This window comes from Pseudomonas sp. ACN8, assembly GCF_002303925.1.
Classification (GTDB): Bacteria; Pseudomonadota; Gammaproteobacteria; order Pseudomonadales; family Pseudomonadaceae; genus Aquipseudomonas.
Map to the genome: position 1 here is coordinate 1 of NZ_MRCS01000001.1, position 15,251 is coordinate 15,251.

Annotated in this window: 14 protein-coding genes and 2 pseudogenes; 8 read left to right on the plus strand and 8 right to left on the minus strand. The window is 60.1% G+C overall.

What is annotated here, in order from left to right:
- On the minus strand, positions 1–84 hold an 84-nt coding region (locus BSF44_RS29320; protein ID WP_305886979.1), incomplete at its 3' end, for a hypothetical protein.
- A 24-nt stretch (positions 85–108) separates the two neighbouring features.
- Here BSF44_RS29320 and BSF44_RS00005 point away from each other — a divergent pair.
- From BSF44_RS00005 to BSF44_RS00015, 3 genes and pseudogenes are all read left to right on the plus strand, one after another.
- Positions 109–795 (plus strand): annotated as a pseudogene (locus BSF44_RS00005) (tripartite tricarboxylate transporter substrate binding protein); the annotation flags it as partial.
- A 1-nt stretch (position 796) separates the two neighbouring features.
- The gene (locus tag BSF44_RS00010) at positions 797–1,279 is read left to right on the plus strand and encodes a tripartite tricarboxylate transporter TctB family protein (protein WP_095941698.1); all 483 of its coding nucleotides are present in this window, start codon (positions 797–799) and stop codon (positions 1,277–1,279) included.
- A gap of 15 nt (positions 1,280–1,294) precedes the next feature.
- Positions 1,295–2,803, plus strand: coding sequence for a tripartite tricarboxylate transporter permease (locus BSF44_RS00015; RefSeq protein ID WP_095941699.1), 1,509 nt, complete (start codon positions 1,295–1,297; stop codon positions 2,801–2,803).
- 146 nt (positions 2,804–2,949) lie between these two features.
- Here the strand turns inward: BSF44_RS00015 and BSF44_RS00020 are convergent, their stop codons facing one another.
- Entirely contained in the window at positions 2,950–3,462 is a 513-nt protein-coding gene (locus BSF44_RS00020; protein WP_095941700.1) for a carboxymuconolactone decarboxylase family protein, read from the minus strand.
- A 134-nt stretch (positions 3,463–3,596) separates the two neighbouring features.
- On the opposite strand from BSF44_RS00020, the gene BSF44_RS00025 reads away from it, so the two are divergent.
- Positions 3,597–4,412 carry an AraC family transcriptional regulator gene (locus BSF44_RS00025; RefSeq protein ID WP_095941701.1) on the plus strand — a complete coding sequence of 272 codons (816 nt, stop codon included), beginning with the start codon at positions 3,597–3,599 and terminating at the stop codon, positions 4,410–4,412.
- A gap of 142 nt (positions 4,413–4,554) precedes the next feature.
- On the opposite strand, the gene BSF44_RS00030 is transcribed toward BSF44_RS00025, so the two are convergent.
- Entirely contained in the window at positions 4,555–4,986 is a 432-nt protein-coding gene (locus BSF44_RS00030) for a nuclear transport factor 2 family protein (RefSeq protein WP_095941702.1), read from the minus strand.
- Positions 4,987–5,143: 157 nt separating this feature from the next.
- Here BSF44_RS00030 and BSF44_RS00035 point away from each other — a divergent pair, with 157 nt between their 5' ends.
- A complete protein-coding gene (locus BSF44_RS00035) occupies positions 5,144–5,794 on the plus strand; it encodes a DUF2238 domain-containing protein (RefSeq protein ID WP_095941703.1) in 651 nt (216 codons plus the stop codon).
- 144 nt (positions 5,795–5,938) lie between these two features.
- Here the strand turns inward: BSF44_RS00035 and ilvD are convergent, their stop codons facing one another.
- Complete coding sequence (gene ilvD / locus BSF44_RS00040; RefSeq protein WP_095941704.1) at positions 5,939–7,621, minus strand: dihydroxy-acid dehydratase; 1,683 nt, start codon at positions 7,619–7,621, stop codon at positions 5,939–5,941.
- Positions 7,622–7,993: 372 nt separating this feature from the next.
- Between ilvD and mqo the strand changes: the two genes are divergently transcribed.
- Positions 7,994–9,640 (plus strand): malate dehydrogenase (quinone), encoded by a 1,647-nt coding sequence (gene mqo, locus BSF44_RS00045; protein ID WP_095941705.1) that lies wholly within the window; start codon positions 7,994–7,996, stop codon positions 9,638–9,640.
- A gap of 143 nt (positions 9,641–9,783) precedes the next feature.
- Here mqo and BSF44_RS00050 read toward each other — a convergent pair whose 3' ends face one another.
- Both BSF44_RS00050 and BSF44_RS00055 read right to left on the minus strand, forming a co-directional pair.
- Positions 9,784–10,149 carry an NIPSNAP family protein gene (locus BSF44_RS00050; RefSeq protein ID WP_095941706.1) on the minus strand — a complete coding sequence of 122 codons (366 nt, stop codon included), beginning with the start codon at positions 10,147–10,149 and terminating at the stop codon, positions 9,784–9,786.
- A 57-nt stretch (positions 10,150–10,206) separates the two neighbouring features.
- A pseudogene (locus BSF44_RS00055) lies at positions 10,207–10,377 on the minus strand (transposase domain-containing protein); the annotation flags it as partial.
- 353 nt (positions 10,378–10,730) lie between these two features.
- On the opposite strand from BSF44_RS00055, the gene BSF44_RS00060 reads away from it, so the two are divergent.
- Together BSF44_RS00060 and BSF44_RS00065 are read left to right on the plus strand one after the other, a co-directional pair.
- Positions 10,731–11,972, plus strand: coding sequence for a molybdopterin-dependent oxidoreductase (locus tag BSF44_RS00060; protein ID WP_095941707.1), 1,242 nt, complete (start codon positions 10,731–10,733; stop codon positions 11,970–11,972).
- Between the two features lie 10 nt (positions 11,973–11,982).
- Positions 11,983–12,615, plus strand: a complete 633-nt coding sequence (locus BSF44_RS00065; protein ID WP_095941708.1) for a c-type cytochrome — start codon at positions 11,983–11,985, stop codon at positions 12,613–12,615.
- Positions 12,616–12,693: 78 nt separating this feature from the next.
- Here BSF44_RS00065 and BSF44_RS00070 read toward each other — a convergent pair whose 3' ends face one another.
- Positions 12,694–13,500 carry a glycosyltransferase family 2 protein gene (locus BSF44_RS00070; RefSeq protein ID WP_095941709.1) on the minus strand — a complete coding sequence of 269 codons (807 nt, stop codon included), beginning with the start codon at positions 13,498–13,500 and terminating at the stop codon, positions 12,694–12,696.
- Positions 13,501–13,620: 120 nt separating this feature from the next.
- Entirely contained in the window at positions 13,621–15,201 is a 1,581-nt protein-coding gene (locus tag BSF44_RS00075; RefSeq protein WP_095941710.1) for an arylsulfatase, read from the minus strand.
- Positions 15,202–15,251 lie beyond the last annotated feature (50 nt).

Consider the following 15,251-nt stretch of genomic DNA (forward strand, 5'->3'; position numbering starts at 1 on the left):
GGTGGAATAGGACAGGAAGGTCGGAATCTCGGCGCCACCGGCCGGAATCGAACCAAACGGAAAGCCGATCAGCGTGCCGCGCAACCAGGCGGGGACCGAGCGTTTCCAGTCGGCGCGATCATGGTCGCGGGCATCGAACAGAACAAACCGCAGATCAGCCTGAAGGATGTGACGCCCATTGCCCGGCTGTTCACCGAGTACAACGTGATCGCCGTGCGCAAGGAATCTGAATTCAAGACCCTCGATGACCTGATCAAGGCCTTCAAGGCCAATCCAACCAGCATCACCTGGGGCGGCGGCTCCAAGGGCTCGGTGGATCACATTGGCATCGCCGAGTTGGCGGGCAAGCTGGACGTGCCGGTCAACAAGGTCAACTACGTGGCCTTTGGTGGCGGTGGCGAGGTGGTTGCCCAGGCGTTGGGCGGCCAGCTCAAGGTGATCACCGGCGGTTACGCCGAGCTGGGGCAATACATCAAGACCGGTCAGTTCCGTGTCCTGGGCATCGGCGCGCCGGAGCGGGTTCCCGGCATTGATGCACCGACCCTCAAGGAGAGCGGCTATGACGTGACGATCGGCAACTGGCGCGGCGTTTACGGTGCGGCGGGCCTCACCCCGCAACAGCGTAAAGAGGTGATCGACGCGGTCGTGGCCGCCACCAACAGCAAGGTCTGGCAAGACAATATCCAGACCAATGCCTGGACGCCCAGCGTGCTGACCGGCGATGAGTTCGGCAAATTCGTCGAGGAAGAACATGTGCGGTTGCGCGCCATGCTGGTCAAGGTCGGGCTGCTTTGAGATGGCCACACAGCGCGCAGTAGTACCGACGCAATTGGCGGTCGGCATCGGCCTGATCGTCATCAGCGTCGTATTGGCGATTGGCGCCTACCGGTTTCCGCCCGAAATGGGCTTCGTGATCCTCCCGGCGTACGTCTACCCCTATGTCGTGGCAGCGTTTCTGGGTGCAGTGGGGCTGCTGCTGGGGTATCAGGCCGTCAGTGGCGGTTTTCGCGAACTGGATAACGACACTGCCACGGTGCCCGGTGGGAAAACCGGTGCGGCCTGGGTGACGGCGGGGCTTGTCGGGGTGGCGGTGCTGATCAACCTGATCGGGTTTGTGCTGGCCGCCGGGTTGCTGTTTACCTGTTCGGCGCGGGGGTTCGGCAGCCGTCATCCCCTGCGGGACCTGGCCATCGGCATTGCCTTGACCCTGCCGATCTACTGGCTGTTCAACGCCGGGCTGGGGGTTTCCCTGCCGTCGCTGATCAACATCTGGCTTTGAAAGGAGCTCGACACCGTGGACATTCTTTCAAGCCTGGCGATGGGTTTTTCCTCGGCGCTGACGCCGATCAATCTGATGTGGGGGTTCATCGGCTGCCTGCTTGGCACCGCCATCGGCGTGCTGCCGGGGATCGGTCCGGCACTGACGGTGGCCCTGCTGTTGCCGATCACCGCCAAGGTCGACCCCACTGGCGCGCTGATCATGTTCGCCGGTATCTATTACGGTGCGCAGTTCGGTGGCTCCACCACCTCGATCCTGCTCAACACGCCCGGTGAATCATCCTCCATGGTCACGGCCCTGGAGGGCAACCTGATGGCGCGCAACGGCCGAGCGGGACCTGCGCTGGCGACGGCGGCGATCGGCTCGTTCGTCGCCGGCACCATTGCCACGATTTTGCTCACGCTGTTTGCGCCCATCGTGGCCAGGCTGGCCCTGAATTTCGGCCCGACCGAATACTTCGCAATCCTGGTGCTGTCGTTCACCACCGTGTCGGCGGTGCTTGGCGCTTCGATGCTGCGCGGGTTTGCCTCGCTGGGCGTCGGGTTGACCATCGGTTTGATCGGCCTGGACTCGACCTCGGGCATTGCCCGCTACACCCTCGGCGTGCCGGAACTGGTGGATGGTATCGAGGTGGTGCTGGTGGCGGTTGGTTTGTTCGCGGTGGGCGAGGCCTTGTACAGCCTGCTCTATCAAAAGGAATCAAACGAAGGACGGCACCGCCTGACCTCGTTGTGGATGACCCGCGCCGACTGGAAACGCTCGGTCCCCGCCTGGTTGCGCGGCACGCTGATCGGCTTTCCGTTTGGTTCGATTCCGGCCGGTGGCGCCGAGATTCCGACCTTCCTGTCCTATTCCACCGAACGCAAACTCAGCAAGTACCCCAAGGAGTTTTCCGCCAACAAGGGCGAGGGCGCCATCGAAGGCGTCGCCGGCCCGGAAGCGGCCAACAACGCCAGCGCGACCGGGTCCCTGGTGCCGTTGCTGACCCTGGGCATCCCGACGTCCGCCACCGCGGCGATCTTGTTGGCGGCGTTCCAGAACTACAACCTGCAACCCGGGCCGATGCTGTTCGAAACCTCCTCGGAGCTTGTCTGGACGCTGGTGGCCTCGCTGTACATCGGCAACGCGATTCTGCTGGTGTTGAACCTGCCGCTGGTGGGTTTGTGGGTCAAACTGCTGCAAATCCCCCGGCCGTACCTGAATGCCGGCATCCTCGTGTTCGCCACCATCGGCGTGTATGGCATGCGCCACTCATCTTTCGACCTGATCCTGATGTTGGCCATTGGCTGGGGCGGGGTGCTGATGCGCCGTTTCGACTTCCCCGTCGCCCCGGTGATCGTCGGCATGCTGCTGGGGCCGATGGCCGAGAAACAACTGCGCAATGCCTTGTCCATCAGCCAGGGCGACTGGACGGTGTTCCTCACGCAACCGATCTCGGCGTTCTTCCTCGCTCTGACGCTGCTGGTGCTGGTGGTGCCTCATGTGCTGCATAAACGCGGCATCAAGTTGCATGAGGATGATTGAGGCCTGCGAATACATGGCAGCGGAGTGAATATCTGTAGGAGCGAGCCTGCTCGCGATGGCGGAGTGTCAGACGACATCATAGGTGTCTGACTCAACGCTATCGCGAGCAGGCTCGCTCCTACAGGTTTTTTCAGACTGGATTTACGCTAGATGGCCGGGAAGTCGATGTCGGTCAGCGCTGTGTTGTTCAGGTAGTTGGTCAATGTCTGCGAGGCCACGTGGGCGATCACTTCGATGATCTTGCCGTCATCGATGCCGGCGGCACGGGCAGCGGCGAGCTGCTCGACGGTCAGGTGACCACGGCTTTCGGTAACTTGGCGGGCGAGGGCGGCAATGGCGTTGAGCTCGCCGTGTCGTGCGCTGAGGATGTCCTGCTTCGACAATCCGGCCTTGCCGGCGAACAACGTATGAGCCGCCAGGCAGTAGTCGCAGCCGTTGACCTGCGAGGTGGCGAGGGACACCGCTTCTTTTTCCGTGGCGCTCAGGGACGTTTTGCCCAACGCTGCCGAGTTTTGCAGGTACGCGGCCAGCACCGCTGGGGCGTGAGCCAGGACTTTGAAGGTATTGGGCACAAAACCGACTTTTTTCTGCACGGCTTCCAGCAGCGGGCGGGTGGCGTCGGTGGCGTGTTCCAGGCTGATCGGGGCAATGCGGGTCATGGTGATACTCCGTGGTGTGAAGCGCGGTATGCGCTGGGTACGGAGCTGATGTTAGGGAGAGTGGCTGGCTTGTTGGGTGCAAATCGTCGAGGATATGCGACACATCGTCCAGAACTGCCTTCGGGAGCCTTGTCATGGATCGCTTGTCCACCTTGCTCACACACTTTGGCGTCAATGCCGGCACTTTCCATAGCGGTACGTTTTGCGGCACCTCCGCCTTCGATGGCCAACAGGCCAGCGGTCATCTGCACTTGCTTCAGGCGGGCGAGTTGCTGCTCAAGATGGGCGATCAGCCGGACCTGCAACTGAGCGAGCCGACCCTGATCTTTTTCCCCCGGCCCTATCGACATCGTCTGTTCGCGTCTGAAGCGTCCGGCACGCAACTGGTCTGCGCGACCCTGGATTTCGACGGCGGTGCAGGCAATGCCCTGGCGGCGGCGCTGCCGGATTACCTGGTGCTCAAACTCGATGAAATCCCGACCCTGGCCGGGACCCTGGAATGGCTGTTCAACGAGGCGTTCGACGGTACGTGCGGGCGCGAAGCGGTGATGGATCGCCTGTTCGAGTTGCTGGTGATTCTGTTGTTGCGGCACATCTTGAGCACCACAGGCCAGCAGCCGGGCATGATGGCCGGCCTCGCCGATGCGCGCCTGGCGCGCCCCCTGAGCCTGATGCATCAAACCCCGGCCAAGGCCTGGAGCGTGGCCGAACTCTCGGTCGCCGCCAACATGTCGCGAGCCAGTTTCGCCGAGCACTTTCGCCGGGTAGTCGGGCAGACGCCGGTGGATTACCTGGTGAGCTGGCGCATCAGCCTGGCACAGAAACGCTTGCGCGAGGGCCGACCGATTGCGCTGATTGCCGAGGAGGTCGGCTACGAAAGCCCCTCGGCGCTGGCCCGGGCGTTTCGGCGCAAGACCGGGCTCAGTCCCAGGGAGTGGAAAGGTAGTTGATTCACCCGAAAACCCCTGTAGGAGCGAGCCTGCTCGCGATGGTTGCTAACGATTACGCGTGTTACCTGAATAAATGCGGTGCATTTACGTCCATCGCGAGCAGGCTCGCTCCTACAGGTTATGTTGGTGGCTTACGAACTCATCAGAACTTGAACGCCTGCCGTCCTACCAACAGCCATTTACCGTCCTGCTTTTGCCAGATCTGGAAGTTTTCGATTTCCGTCGGCACCACTTCAGTGCCTTTGAGCGCTTGCGCCGAGAAGTGGTGACGGACCAGCGCGACATCGCCGGAGACGGTAATGGTCTGGTTTTGCATCTCAAGGGTCTTGAACGCGCTTTTGCCGGTTTCGATGTCGGCGATGAAGGCCTGCTTGTCCTGGATCTTGCCGCTGGAATGCCCGTAGGTCAGGTTCTCGGCGGTCAAGGCGTTCAGTTCCGGGATGTCTTTGTGCAGCATGGCCTGGGTCAGGTGTTCGACCGCCAGGGCCACGTCCTTGTCCGCGACAGCCGGGGTGGCGGCGACGTAACCGCTGAACAGGCACAGAAAACCGATCAGCACGTTTGCTTTTTTCATGGGTGTTTCCTTGTTGTTGTAGGGATAGAGCGATGACTGGATAAACATTCGTCAGTCATCGTACAACCTATCATGAGCTGAAGGAAAAAAGCGAACTTGCCTGGCACCCTTGCCTCGAAGTTAAAAGGGTGATGCCCTGACTTCGAGGTATTGCACCATGCAGCCTGACCCGCGTTTACGGCACGACCTGATGCTGCTCCTGGTGTTTGTGCTGATTGTCGTGGCGTCGGGTTTTTCTCCCCGCAGTCGGGTGGACTGGGCGCTGGAAAACCTGCTGGTGTTGTTGCTGGTGGGGACTTTGGTGGCTGTATCACGTCGTTTCCGCTTGTCGGCGATGTCCATCACGTTGGTGTTTGCGTTTCTGTGCGTGCACGAACTGGGCGCCCATTACACCTATTCCCTGGTGCCATACGATCACTGGTCTTCGGCGTGGTTGGGCTTCAGTTTTGACCGGGCGGCAGGTACTCACCGCAATCACTACGACCGGTTGGTGCACCTGAGCTACGGGCTGCTGCTGGCTTATCCGGTGCGCGAAGTCCTGTGGCGCCTGACGCCGCTGCGCGGGTTCTGGCTGTTTTTCGTGACCCTGAACATCATGCTGTCGACATCCGCGGTGTACGAACTGGTGGAATGGATCGGTGGAGCCTTCCTGGGCAAAGACACGGCGAACGCCTTCGTCGGCGCGCAAAATGACCCGTGGGATTCGCAAAAGGACATGGGCATCGCGGTTGCCGGTGCGTTTGTCAGTCTGTTGCTGGTGTCTTTGCGCGGTATGGCGCAAAAGCAATCGGTGACGACTGCAAGGTGATCGGTTCAGGCTTTGAGGTAGAGGTTGCCTGACAGGCCGCCTTCGCGAGCAGGCTCGCTCCCAGGGGATCTTCGGCATATGGAGATCAACTGTGTGCGAGCCTGCTCGCGATGGCATTAGACCAAACAGCGCCAGACTCAAACCTTACAGGTACTTATCCGTCACAGCCCCCTCCGAAGCACTGGAAACTGTCTTCGCATACTTGGCCAGCACCCCGCGCTTGTATTTCGATTCCGGCCGCACCCAGTGCGACTTGCGCTCGGCCAGCACTGCATCGGGAACATCCACCGTGATCTGCCGGGTTTGCGCATCAATAATGATCCTGTCGCCATTCTCGACCAGCGCAATCGGCCCGCCCTCAAAGGCCTCCGGCGTGATGTGACCGACCACGAAACCGTGGGAGCCGCCGGAAAAACGCCCGTCGGTGATCAGCGCCACCTCCTTGCCGAGGCCCTTGCCCATGACCGCCGACGTCGGCGACAGCATTTCGCGCATGCCCGGGCCGCCCTTGGGCCCTTCGTAGCGGATCACGATCACTTCGCCGGGCTGCACTTCGCCATTGAGGATGCCGGCCAGCGCACCTTCCTCGCCGTGATAGACCCGGGCCGTGCCTTCGAAGCGCAGGCCTTCCTTGCCGGTGATCTTGGCCACGGCGCCGGTGGGCGAGAGGTTGCCGCGCAGAATGACCAGGTGGGAGTCCTTTTTGATCGGCTGGTCGAAAGGCCGGATCACGTCCTGGCCGGCCGGGTAGTCGGGCACGCTGGCCAGGTTGTCCGCCAGGGTCTGGCCGGTGACGGTCAGCACATCGCCGTGCAGCATGCCGGCATCGAGCATGCGCTTCATCAGCGGTTGAATGCCGCCGATGGCCACCAGCTCGCTCATCATGTATTGACCGCTGGGGCGCAGGTCGGCGACCACCGGGGAAACCTTGCCCAGCTCGACGAAGTCATCCAGGGTCAGTTCGACATCCACCGCATTGGCCATGGCCAGCAGATGCAGCACGGCATTGGTCGAGCCGGCGAGGGCGATTACCACGCGGATGGCGTTCTCGAAGGCTTCGCGGGTCATGATGTCGCGAGGCTTGAGGTCGAGCTTGAGCAGCTCCATCACCTGCTGGCCGGCGCGAAAGCTGTCCGAGGCCTTGTCGCCGCCAATGGCGTCCTGGGAGCTGGAACCGGGCAGGCTCATGCCCAGTGCTTCAATGGCCGAGGCCATGGTGTTGGCGGTGTACATGCCGCCACAGGAGCCGGGGCCGGGAATCGCCACTTCCTCGATCTGCTTGACCTGAATCTCGCTGATATCGCCCCGCGCGTGCTGGCCCACGGCCTCGAACACGGAAATGATGTCGGTGTGGCCGGCGCCCGGCTGGATGGTGCCGCCATAGACAAAAATCGACGGGCGATTGAGCCGTGCCATGCCGATCAGGCACCCCGGCATGTTCTTGTCACAGCCGCCGATGGTCACCAGGCCGTCGAACCCCTCGCAACCGGTGACCACTTCAATGGAGTCGGCGATCACCTCGCGGGACACCAGGGAATACTTCATGCCTTCGGTGCCGTTGGCGATGCCGTCGGAAATGGTGATGGTGTTGAAGATCACGCCCTTGGCCCCGGCGGCGTTCGCGCCTTTTTCGGCTTCGAGCGCCAGTTTGTCGATGTGCATGTTGCAGGGCGTGACCATGGCCCAGGTCGAGGCGATGCCAATCTGCGGCTTGGTGAAATCTGCATCGGTAAAGCCCACGGCCCGCAACATGGCGCGTGCCGGTGCGGCCTCCACGCCGTCGATCACTTGAGAGGAGTACTTGCGCAGATCGTCTTTGTCGCTCATGGCTGTTCCTCACACACTCATGGAGAAAAACAGGATGAGTATAGAAGGCCGATCGCCCGCGCCCGGACTAACCGGTCGGGAACAGACGCGCGGGTAAGCCTTGTCGTGATATTCTTCGCGCCAACTTGGTTTGACCTATTCAGTTTGCATGTCGTTGAGACGTGCCGACCGAATCACTGTCGCTCAAGTAGCTGAAGCCAATAAAGATAAAAAGTCAGTTCAGAAGGGACATTAAACTGGGGTCGATGCGGTTCATCGGCCTTGTGTGCCCACCCTGTAATCCTTGAGTGCCGCACCCGTGACTGCCGTGAAACACGGGGCTGTGCGCGTGAGGATGGAAGGGCGGATGGCGTTTTATCATAGGTGCTACAGATGTTTAAGAAAGTGAACACGGCCCTGCTGGGGCTGGCTTTGTCCATGGGGATGTCTGCCGTCCACGCGCAAGAGGCCAAGAAAGTCGATGTGCTGCTGATCGGCGGCGGCATCATGAGCGCGACCCTGGGTGTATGGCTCAATGAGCTGGAACCCGGTACCTCGATGCAAATGATCGAGCGCCTCGACGGCGTCGCCCAGGAAAGCTCCAACGGCTGGAACAACGCCGGTACTGGTCACTCCGCCCTGGCCGAGCTGAACTACACCCCGGAAGACGAGAGCGGCAAGGTGTCGATCCCGAAGGCCGTTGAAATCAACGAAGCGTTCCAGATCTCCCGTCAGTTCTGGGCCTGGCAGGTTCAGCAAGGCGTGCTGAAGAACCCGCGTTCGTTCATCAACTCCACCCCGCACATGAGCTTCGTGTGGGGCGATGACAACATCAAGTTCCTGAAAAAACGCTACGAAGCCCTGCAAGCAAGCCCGCTGTTCGCCGGCATGCAGTACTCCGAAGACCCGGCTGTGATCAAGCAGTGGGTGCCGCTGATGATGGAAGGGCGTGACCCGAGCCAGAAAATCGCGGCCACCTGGAGCCCGCTGGGTACCGACGTGAACTTCGGCGAAATCACCCGCCAGTTCGTTGCGCACCTGCAAACCACGCCGAAGTTCGACTTGAAGCTGTCCAGCGAAGTGCAGGACATCACCAAAAACGAAGACGGCAGCTGGCGCGTCAGCTACAAGAACCTCAAAGACGGCAGCAAGACCGAAACCGACGCGAAATTCGTGTTCATTGGCGCCGGCGGCGGTGCCCTGCACCTGTTGCAGAAGTCCGGCATTCCTGAAGCCAAGGAATACGCAGGCTTCCCGGTAGGCGGCTCGTTCCTGGTGACCGAGAACCCGACCATCGCCGAGCAACACCTGGCCAAGGCCTACGGCAAAGCCTCCGTTGGCGCGCCGCCGATGTCGGTTCCGCACCTGGACACCCGCGTGCTGGACGGTAAGCGCGTGATCCTGTTTGGCCCGTTCGCCACCTTCAGCACCAAATTCCTGAAAGAAGGTTCGTACCTGGACCTGCTGACCACCACGACCACCCACAACGTGTGGCCAATGACCAAGGTCGGCATCAAGGAATACCCGCTGGTCGAGTACCTGGCAGGCCAGCTGATGCTGTCTGACGAAGACCGCCTCAACGCCCTGAAGGAATACTTCCCGAACGCCAAGGCTGAAGACTGGCGCCTGTGGCAAGCCGGCCAGCGCGTGCAGATCATCAAGCGTGACGAAGCCGCCGGTGGCGTGCTGAAACTGGGCACCGAAATCGTCGCTTCCCAAGACGGCAGCATCGCCGGCCTGCTGGGCGCCTCCCCGGGCGCATCGACCGCCGCGCCGATCATGCTGACCGTGCTGCAGAAAGTGTTCAAGGACAAGGTCGCGACCCCTGACTGGCAGGCAAAGCTGCACCAGATCGTCCCGAGCTACGGCACCCAGTTGAACGCCAGCCCTGAGAAGGTTGCGCAAGAGTGGGCCTACACCGCCAAGGTGCTGGAACTGACTCCGCCACCCGCGGTGATCGCGCCGGCTGTGACGCCAGTGACTGTTGATACTGCAGTAAAAGCGCCGAAGGCGAATGCTGCGAGTGATATGGCTCTGTAATTAGAGACCGGATCAAAAAAAGCCCACTGAACCGGCGACGGTCAGTGGGTTTTTTTGTGGGCTGGAAAATGATTCTGGAGGCATGATCGTAAGCGTCCGGCTAACACACCTTCCTGATCCCTGCGTTGAAGAATACGGGCCTATCACGCTGATTGAACGTCGGCTTTCGACATATCCATGGACGCTCTGAAGGCATCAATTACGTCTTGAGTGAGCGCCATTACTGTCGTTGTACTGACTTCAATGAGACTGATAATGTCTGCTCGCGGGCCCTGTTTCCAGGCAGCGCTTGCGTAAAAAATATCTTGAGATGCCAAGCGATGGCTCTCGCTTTCATAGGCGCGAATCAGGTGATAGCTGTCACAATCATGCAATGAGCCGCCATAAGAAACGACATCGATGCCAGCTTCCAGGTGAAGCGGAATACTTACATTCTGCATTATTCGATGAAAATCCAATCCCGATCCTGGCTTTAAGGTGTACATCAGGATTTCAATAATTCGAGTCATTCCAAGTCTTCCTTGTGGAGTTTCAACGTGAGTATCCGTACATCCCGGTTTACGTTGTTAGGTGGGTGGCCAGTTATGCGGCAGCAGCTCGGTAATCTTACTCGCCCACTGCGTCGGCAGGCGCGCTAAAACATACTTCAGGTAAGCATACGGATCATGCCCGTTGAGCCGGACCGACTGGATCAATCCCATGATCGCCGCCGCCCGATTACCATGGCGTAACGAGCCTTTTTGTGGGTGATGGCACAGGCAGGGCTTCGAATCCGAAGTGTCTACGCCGGCCTTGACGGGAGTTCCTGTCATCAATTGTCAAGTCGCTGACGCTCAATGAAAAGCGGACAGTTTGGCCCTGACGATACTGGCTTGTTCATCGACCGTAAGCCTGATATCTCACCGCCTGGCGCGCAACATTCTGTAGGAGCGAGCCTGCTCGCGATGGTCGTTAACGATAACGAGTGTTTATTGGTTAAACGTGGCGCTCTTTAGTCCATCGCGAGCAGGCTCGCTCCTACATAAAAGCATTGCGTCCTGGTGGGGAACGATCAGTTGCATCTCAATAAAACAATCATAGAGAGCGCAGAATGAAGTTCAGTTTTGTAGACAACAGCCAGCCGACCCGTCGGCGGGTTTTACGCGATGCTTTCACTTTGGCTTTGGCGGCCTCGCCGTTGGCAAATCTCGCCAGGGCTGCCGAGGAAAACGTCGAAGAAGTGACCTTTGCCGCCGGCCCACGACCGCTCGTGCAATACCCGCAAAAACGTCCGTTGACCCTGGTGACCACGCGTCCGCCGCATCTGGAAACGCCATTCTCCGTCTTCAACGAAGGGCCGATTACGCCCAATGACGCCTTTTTCGTGCGTTACCACCTGGCCAATTTTCCGACCAGCATCGATCCCGACAGCTACCGCCTGATGATCAAGGGCTCGGTCGACACGCCACTGTCGCTTTCCCTTGCCGAGCTCAAGGCCCTCGCCGAACCGGTGGAAGTGGTGGCCGTCAATCAGTGTTCGGGTAATAGCCGTGGCTTCTCGATGCCTCGGGTGTTCGGCGCTCAGTTGGGCAATGGTTCCATGGGCAATGCGCGGTGGGTGGGGGTGCCCCTCAAGGCGGTATTGGAAAAGGCCGGTGTGAAAGCCGAGGCCCGGCAAGTGACCTTCCGTGGGCTGGATAAACCCGTGCTGCCGAGCACGCCGGAGTACATCAAGGCGCTGGACATCAGCCATGCCATGGACGGTGAGCCGATGATCGCCTGGTCGATGAATGGCACCGACCTGCCATTTCTCAACGGCTACCCGATTCGTCTGGTGGTGCCTGGCTATTTCGGTACCTACTGGGTCAAGCACCTGAGTGAGATCGAAGTCGTCGATCACACCTACGACGGTTTCTTCATGGCCAAGGGATACCGGGTTCCGGATAACGATTGCTTGTGCATTGCCCCCGGCACCACGGCGGCGAAAACCCGGCCGATTTCCAAATTGCCGGTGCGCTGTTTCATCACCAGCGTTAAACACGGCGATGTATTGCCGTTGAACAAAAGCCTGGTGCTCAAGGGCATCGCGTTCGACGGTGGCGTTGGGGTCAACAAGGTGGAGGTGTCGATCGACGGCGGGAAAACCTGGCGTGAAACCATGCTCGGGCAGGACCTTGGCCGTTTCTCCTTTCGTGAGTGGACACTGCCGATCACCTTTACCGGCAAGGGCGCCACCCAGCTGATGGTGCGGGCCAGCAACAGTGCCGGCGAGACGCAGCCGCTGCAAGCCGACTGGAACCCCGCTGGCTATCGCCGCCATGTCGTCGAAACCACCCACGTGACCGTCGCCTGAGGAGGGCCGCATGAGACTTGTGAAATGCATGACCGCCTTGCTCTGCGCGGTTCAGGTTTGTCTGGCGACCCTGGCTGGCGCCACGCCGCTGTCCATTACGCTGCCGCCTGAAACGGCTGTGTTCAAGCCCAGCGCGATGCCTGGCTACGCATTGGCGCAGCAGAAGTGTTCTATCTGCCATTCGGCCGATTACATCAACTTCCAGCCGCCGGGCATGAGCCTGGCGCAGTGGACCGCCGAAGCGGGCAAGATGCAGCACGTGTACGGTGCTCCGATCAGCGACCGGGAGGTGAGTGCTATCGGCGCTTACCTGGCAGTGACCTACGGCAGTGCGAAGGTCAATGATGCCGATGTTCAGGCGGCCTCGAACGCCCCGGCGGTGGCTGATGCAAAAGTCGACGCCAAGGCCTTGCTGCAGAACAACGCCTGCCTGTCCTGCCACGCGATCGACCACAAAGTGGTGGGCCCGGCCTACCGCGATGTGGCGGCCAAATATGCCAAGGACCCGCAGGCAATGGACCGGCTTATGTCCAGCATCCAGCACGGCGGCAGCGGGAAGTGGGGGGATGTGCCCATGCCGCCTTTCGCGCAGTTGAGTCCGGACGACCTGAAAAGCCTGGCGACTTTTATCCTGCAACAGTGAGCCGGTATCAGCCTGATGCGAAAAGCCCACTGCACCGGCAACGGTCAGTGGGCTTAATTTTTGTGGGTGCGGGTTTGTTCAAGACATCGAGGAGTTGGTTGCACTGAAGCGCTTGAGAATGTCCTGGTACATTTTGGTCCGCCGATGATCCTGGCCATATCCGCCCGCAGCGGCGACGGTGCCGGACTGTACGTGGTCCAGGTACTTGAAGATTTTGCCGGGCGAAAGAAACACGACTTTGTAGCCAAGGTCGATCACGCGGTCTTGCAGCTCATAACCGGGCACACGGTCATCGATCTGAAAATGCAGACCCTGCTGCTTGATCAGCCTGCCATTCCATAGCGTGCAAAAGCTTTTCAGGTAGGTTTCCCGGTAGGGTTTCGGCTCCTTTGATCGCAGGCCCAGCGATTGCTTCAAGCGTCGGTAGTGGTGCTTGATCAGGCGTGAAGTGAAGCGCCACGCGGTCCTTGGCAGTCCGCGGTTGAGTTGCTCCGTGCAACCGACCGCGATGACATTTTGATCCTTGGTGCAGCGCTCCATCATCATCGCAAATACGTTTGCATCGAAGACGAACGTGTCGGTGTGCATCAGGAACAGGTAGTCGGTGTTGACCCTGGCCAGCGCCATGTCCAGTGCCTTGCCATGGGCGATGTGCCCCGGTTCTTTGGTGGGGGCATCGCGTTCGATCAGGTTGATCCAGTCGAGCGAGCGCAAATACTCGACGCTGGCATCCGCCGAACCGTTATCGACCACCCAGACCGGGATTCCGGCTTTTCGTACCGGTTCGCGCAAAAGGTCCAGGCAGATCCTGGTCAAATCATGGGTTTTGTAATTAACCAGAACGATGCTGAACGGTGGCTTGGCGTTTGTATCGACACTACCCATCTTCGAAATGCTCGACTACTCGAAAGTGCCGAAGACTAAAGAGCCAACCTTAGCCCAAGCTTAATTTCACCTGGGCGGGTTGGCCGCTGGCATTCAGGCCGCATTGGCGTAGAGAGGCGCTTAGGGTTTGGCCTGGCCTTTCATCTTCTCTTCGATTTTCGCGTCGACGGCAGCGCGGATCTGATCAACGCTGAAGCTGGCAGGTTTCTGGCTCGGTGGGTACTCGATGAAGGTCTGCAGGAAGCGCGCAGCCTTGGCCACACCTGCGGCCAGCAGGTAGGAGTTCTTCACGAGCCAGTCGTTGTACTGGTCCGAGACCAGGTCAGCCCGCTCATACGGGTCCATGCGCAGGTTGAACAACTTGGGTACGCGCAGCGGCACGAACGGGCTGCTCCACACCGCAAAACCACCGGGTTCGCGTTGTTCGGCGAAGACCACTTTCCAGTTGTCGAAGCGCATGGAAACCAGCACACCGTCGTCATTGAAATAATAGAACTCGCGGCGTTCACCTTTAGGTTGCTCGCCAGTCAGGTAGGGCAACTGGTTGTAGCCGTCCAGGTGCACCTTGAAACTGCTGCCACCCGAGGTCGGCGCCCAGCCTTTCAACAGCTTGTCCTTCACCTTGGTATCTCCAGCCGCCGCGAGCAGGGTAGGGAACCAGTCCAGGCCCGAGAACATCTCGTTGGACACTTCACCGGCCTTGATCTTGCCCGGCCAACGCACAATCGCCGGTACGCGATAGGCACCTTCCCAGTTGGAGTTCTTCTCGTTACGGAATGGCGTGGTTGCCGCGTCCGGCCAGGAGAACTGGTTCGGGCCGTTGTCGGTGGTGTAGACGACGATGGTGTTGTCGGTGATCTTCAGGTCGTCGAGAGTTTTCAGCAGTTTGCCGACGTCGCCGTCGTGCTCGATCATGCCATCGGCGTAATCGTTGCCGGGCATGCCGCTCTGGCCCTTCATCGATTCGCGCACGTGGGTGAACACGTGCATGCGGGTGGTGTTCATCCAGACGAAGAACGGCTTGTCCGCCTTGGCCTGCTTCTCGATGAACGCTTGCGCGGCGGCGGTGGTTTCGTCGTCGATGGTTTCCATGCGCTTGGTGGTCAGCGCGCCGGTGTCCTCGATCTTGCCGTCGGCGTAGCTATGAATCACGCCCCGTGGCGTGCGGGTTTTGACGAAGTCCGGGTCGTCCTTGGGCCAGTACGGACGCTCAGGCTCTTCTTCGGCGTTGAGGTGATACAGGTTGCCGAAGAACTCATCGAAACCGTGGTTGGTCGGCAGGTACTCGTCGCGGTCACCGAGGTGGTTCTTGCCGAACTGGCCGGTGGCATAGCCCTGGGACTTGAGGGCCTGGGCGAGGGTGATGTCGCGTTTCTGGATACCGATCGGCGCCCCCGGCACGCCGACCTTGGTCAGGCCGGTGCGCAGCGGTGACTGGCCGGTGATGAACGACGAGCGCCCGGCGGTGCAGCTGTTCTCCGCGTAGTAGTCGGTGAACAGCATGCCTTCGTGAGCGATGCGATCAATGTTCGGTGTCTTGTAGCCAACCACACCCATGGAGTAGGCGCTGATGTTGGTCTGGCCGATGTCATCGCCGAAGATCACCAGGATGTTGGGTTTGTCAGCAGCATTCGCCGCCATTGCCATGACCGTTGTCGCCACCATGGCGAGTTTCGGCAGCCACTTTTTTATGCGAGTCATCTGACTGGCTCCTTGTTGACGGGCGTCGCGCAGGGCGACCGGTCCCGATG